Annotated in this window: 4 protein-coding genes; 3 read left to right on the top strand and 1 reads right to left on the bottom strand. The window is 75.4% G+C overall.

Features of this window, described 5'->3' with window-relative positions:
• Positions 1 to 513: Fic family protein (locus RIV14_RS13385; RefSeq protein ID WP_309325237.1), on the top strand; the 513-nt coding region annotated here is incomplete at its 5' end.
• Between the two features lie 68 nt (positions 514 to 581).
• Here the strand turns inward: RIV14_RS13385 and RIV14_RS13380 are convergent.
• The gene (locus RIV14_RS13380; protein ID WP_075372412.1) at positions 582 to 1,511 is read right to left on the bottom strand and encodes an HAD family hydrolase; all 930 of its coding nucleotides are present in this window, start codon (positions 1,509 to 1,511) and stop codon (positions 582 to 584) included.
• Between the two features lie 342 nt (positions 1,512 to 1,853).
• Here RIV14_RS13380 and RIV14_RS13375 point away from each other — a divergent pair, with 342 nt between their 5' ends.
• Entirely contained in the window at positions 1,854 to 2,957 is a 1,104-nt protein-coding gene (locus tag RIV14_RS13375) for a cellulose synthase operon protein YhjQ/BcsQ (RefSeq protein WP_256699281.1), read from the top strand.
• Positions 2,945 to 4,210, top strand: coding sequence for a TadA family conjugal transfer-associated ATPase (locus tag RIV14_RS13370; RefSeq protein ID WP_075372410.1), 1,266 nt, complete (start codon positions 2,945 to 2,947; stop codon positions 4,208 to 4,210). Before RIV14_RS13375 ends, RIV14_RS13370 begins: the two co-directional genes overlap by 13 nt.
• The last annotated feature ends 143 nt before the right edge of the window (positions 4,211 to 4,353 follow it).

Genomic DNA, 4,353 nt, shown 5'->3' with positions numbered 1-4,353 from the left:
CTGGCGGCGCTGCACCGCGACGTCGTCGGCCCCCTGGCGTCCGGCGGCCGGGTGGGGCTGGGGGAGATCGGCGTGCCACGCGCCGGGCAGGTGCGTGCCCGGGAGGGCGGTCCGGGGGATGCGCCGCAGGGTGAGGAGCTGGCGGTGAGACTGGCGGGGTTGATCGATCTCATAGAGGCGCAGCGGGTACCGGCGCTGGTGCGGGCGGCCGTCGTGCACGCTGAGATGCTGGCGGCGCGTCCCTTCACCGCCGGGAACGCCGCAGTGGGGAGGCTGCTCGTGCGTCACCTCCTGGTGCGTGACGGGGTTGAGCCGACCGGCACGGCGGTCACCGACCTCTACCCCGGGCGGGTGCCGGCGGCCTACGCCGAGGCCGCCGGGGCCTACGCCTCGGGCACCATGGACGGGGTCGTGGCCTGGGTGGTGTGGCAGGCCGAGGCGGTGATCGCGGGGGTTCAGGAGGCCCAGCGCCTGTGCCGGGCGGTGCAGGCCGGCACCTGGCGGGCCGGCTGATCCCGGGGCGGGCCGGGCGAACTCGGGCGAACTCGGGGCGAGCCCGGCTCGACGCCCGGCCGGAGGACTCAGATGCCGCGCGTGCTGCGCGGGCCGCGTCGGGCCATGAGCCAGGCGGCGGTTCCCCCGACGGCCAGCACACCGGTCACGTGGGCGATGATCGAGGCGCGGGTCGACAGGCTCGGTGGCTCCCAGCGCGGCCGCAGCCGCACCGGGCGGGCGAAGTCGCGCACCGGCCAGTCCCGCTCCTGCGCCAGGCGCCGCAGGTCCCTATCGGGGTTGACTGCGACCGGGTGGCCGACGGCGCTGAGCATCGGCTCATCGGAGATGGAGTCGGAGTAGGCCCAGCACCGGGACGGGTCGATGCCGTGGGCGGCGGCGTCCTCGCGCAGCGCCACCACCTTCTCCGAGTGCAGCATGGAGCGGGAGATGCGCCCGGTGAACAGGCCGTCCTCACCGACCTCCATGTGGGTGGCCACGGCCCGGTCGGCCCCGACGAGGCGGGCGATGGGGGCGACCATCTCGGTGATAGAGGCTGAGACCACGACGACGTCGTGCCCGGCCCGGCGATGGCCCTCGATGAGGTCGAGGGCCTCGGCGTAGACGGCCGGCTCGATCGCCGTGGTCAGGGCGCCCTCCACGACCTCCACCAGGTCCCGGCGGCTGATACCGGCGGACATGAGGGCCAGGTGCTCCATGAGGCTGCTGGAGCGCTGGGTGCCGGCACCCACCAGGAGGTAGGGAATCTGGGCGATGAGCCCGTGGGCCAGGGCGCGGGAGGAGATGAGGCCGCTGCGTCGCATCGGGGTGCCCAGCGCCCAGGTCGACGACGTCGCCAGGATCGTCTTGTCCAAATCGAAGTAGGCCGCCGCGCGGTGCCCGGTGGGGGGCGGGCCGGCAGGGGGGCGCTCCGGCGCCCCCGGTGGGGCGGTCGGTGCCGTCACCGGTGACGTCGCTGGCTGTCGGGAGGGGACGCTTGCGCGGTCCTGCGCGCTCATGGACCCATCTCATCATGAGGGGACCTCCGGTGTCAGGCGTGTCAGCTCCGCGGTTGCCTCCGTCATCACCGCCGGCTCCCTGATCGGCCGCAGCCCTTCGCGGCGGACGCGGGGCCACAGGCCCGATTTTGCGACCCGTCTCCACAGGCCTGACGCCGCCGCCGGGCGCAGCCGCGGGCAGGCCCGCACCCTGGTGGGGAGTCGCCTGCGGCACCGCGATACCGCCATACAGGGCGCCGGCCGGGGAACCAAGAGGACGGCCGCGGGAACGGCTGACAGGCCGCGGGGAAGGGCGCGGGACAACGTTGAGACATGTGTAAGGAGAGGACGATGCCGGTGAGGATGCCCGTGAGGCAGACGCCCGTTCCCGCGGGGGACGGCAGGGGACAGCCGGAGCCGGGGGAGAAGGACCCGACGTCGGAGGCGACAGGAGTAGCCAAGGCGACGCAGGCAATCCGGGTCAGGCCGGCGACGGGGCGCAGGCCGGTGTGGGACGGCCGGGACGTCTCCTTCCCTCCCCTGAGACCCACCGCCGACCGGCCTGCGCAGCCCGGTGGTGAGGCGCAGGCGGGGGAAGGGGCGACGGGCTCGGGCCGCGCCGCCCAGGTCCTGGCCGTCACCGGCGCCCGCGGGGGCCTGGGGGCCAGTGTCCTGCTGCTGCACCTGGCGTGGGCGCTGGGCCGCGCGGGCAGGCGGGTGGCGATGATGGACCTCGACCCCACCGGCGGCCTGGACCTCCTGTGCGGGCAGAGCGTCCTGACCGGGCTGCGCTGGGCGGACCTGCCGGCCGAGGAGTCGGCCTTCCGACCCGGCCACCTCGTCGGGGCCCTGCCCGTGTGGCACGCCATGCCGGTCCTCACCGGGGACGTGCGCGGAGGCCCCCTGCCCTGCGCGGAGGCGGTCCTGGATGCGATGCGGGCCGAGCACGACGTCGTGCTGGTGGACCTGCCCCGAGGGGCGCCCCCGCCCCCGGGCGCCGGGGTCCTCATCCTTACCGGGCTCGACCTGCGCTCGGCCGTCGCCGCCGAGAGCATGGCCTCGCGACTTCGGGGCACGGCGCCCGCCGCGGCCCAGGCCACTGACGCTGAGGCCGCCGTTGTCCAGATCGCCGACACCGCAGCGGGGGTACCGGTCTGGCTCGTGGCGCGCCAAGTGGGTGAGGACGTCGTCGCCGAGGACCTCGAGCTCATCACCGGCTGCCCGGTCCTGGGGCAGGTCCCCACCGACCGGGTCCTGGCCAAGCGGCTGGCCCTCGGGGAGGACCCGGTGCGGGCCCGCTCGGCCATCAGGCGCGCCGCCGGCTCCCTGGCCAGGGAGCTGCTGCCCCGGCTCGCCGATGCCACGACGCCGGGGAGCTGCTCAGCGAGCCAGTCAGCGAACCAGTCAACGAACCAGCCAGCAAACCAGTCAGGCCATCAGTCGAGGAGGCAGTCATGGTCCCGGTGAGTCCCGATCAGTCTAGAGTTCCCGGTTCTTCCGGCGGGACCGGGGCAGACGGCCCCGAGCTGGCCCGCGTCCGCAGCGCCCTGGCCCGCGGCGTGGCCCTGGAGGAGGCACTCAACGACGCCGCCGCCCCCGCCACCGGGCAGGTGGGGATGGCGCGCCTGGGCCAGCGGGTGCGTGCCGACGTCGACGGCGCCGGGCCGCTCCTCCAGCCCCTCATCGAGACCGACGGCGTCACCGACGTCCTCGTCAGCGGTGGGCGCACCTGGATCGACCGGGGACACGGCCTCGAACCCGTCCCCGAGGCCACCATGGACGAGCCCGAGGTGCGGGCCCTGGCCGTGCGCATGGCCGCCTCCGCCCACAAGCGCCTCGACGACGCCTGCCCCGTCGTCGACGCCACCTTGCCCGACGGAACCCGCCTCAACGCGGTCCTGCCGCCCCTGAGTGCCGACGGCACCCTCATCAGCCTGCGCACCAAGCGCCGCCGCGGCTTCACCCTGGACGAGCTCACCACCGCCGGCACGATCGCCCCCGGCCTGGACGAGGTCCTGGCCGCCCTCGTGACCGGCCGCGCCAGCTGCCTGGTCACCGGCGCCACCGGCACCGGCAAGACCACCCTCCTGGCCGCTCTGCTCTCACTCGTCCCGGCCACCGAGCGCATCGTGTGCATCGAGGAGGCCAGCGAGCTGCGCCCCGATCACCCCCACGTCGTCCACCTCCAGGAGCGCGGCGCCAACGTCCAGGGCGTCGGGGCGGTCTCCATGACCTCCCTGGTGCGCACCGCCCTGCGCATGCGGCCCGACCGGATCGTCCTGGGCGAGTGCCGTGGCCCCGAGGTGCGCGACGTCCTGACCGCCCTCAACACCGGGCATGAGGGCGGCTGGGCCACCCTCCACGCCAACTCGCCCGCCGACGTCCCCGCCCGCCTGACCGCCCTGGGGGCGCTCGCGGGACTCGACGAGGCGGCCGTCGCCGCCCAGGCGGCCAGCGCCCTCGACGCCGTCGTCCACCTGCGCCGGCAGGCCGGGGCCTCCGGTGCACGCCGCTACGTCGCCTCCATCGGCGTGCTGCGGCGCGAGACGTCCCCGGCCGGAGCGGTCCTCATCTGCGAGGAGGCCCTGCACGTGGCGGGCGACGGCCGCCTGAGCCCCGGCCCGGCCGTATCAGCGCTGCGGGAGCGGGTCGGCCCGCAGGTCTTCGCCCGCACTGGCCTCGACGAACAGCTGGGCTCGGGGGAGAGGAGACCCACATGACCGGCACGGCCTGCATGACTGGCATGACCTGCATGGCGGTGGGCGTCGCGCCCCTGCCCCCGACCGGGCACCTGGCCGGCTCGGTGGGCGGGCCGGTGCCCGGCGCCTGGATCGCGGCGGTCCTGGTCGCTCTGGCCACCGCC

The sequence above is a fragment of the Actinomyces acetigenes genome (assembly GCF_031296635.1).
GTDB lineage: Bacteria > Actinomycetota > Actinomycetes > Actinomycetales > Actinomycetaceae > Actinomyces > Actinomyces acetigenes.
Note: the sequence above shows the minus strand (reverse complement) of the source record. Positions and strands in the feature narration are given on the sequence as shown.

Bases quoted from the DNA above. Each gene is read 5' to 3' on its own strand.
- RIV14_RS13380 (WP_075372412.1), bottom strand. From the start codon at position 1,511: ATGAGCGCGCAGGACCGCGCAAGCGTCCCCTCCCGACAGCCAGCGACG.
- RIV14_RS13375 (WP_256699281.1), top strand. From the start codon at position 1,854: ATGCCCGTGAGGCAGACGCCCGTTCCCGCGGGGGACGGCAGGGGACAG.
- RIV14_RS13370 (WP_075372410.1), top strand. From the start codon at position 2,945: ATGGTCCCGGTGAGTCCCGATCAGTCTAGAGTTCCCGGTTCTTCCGGC.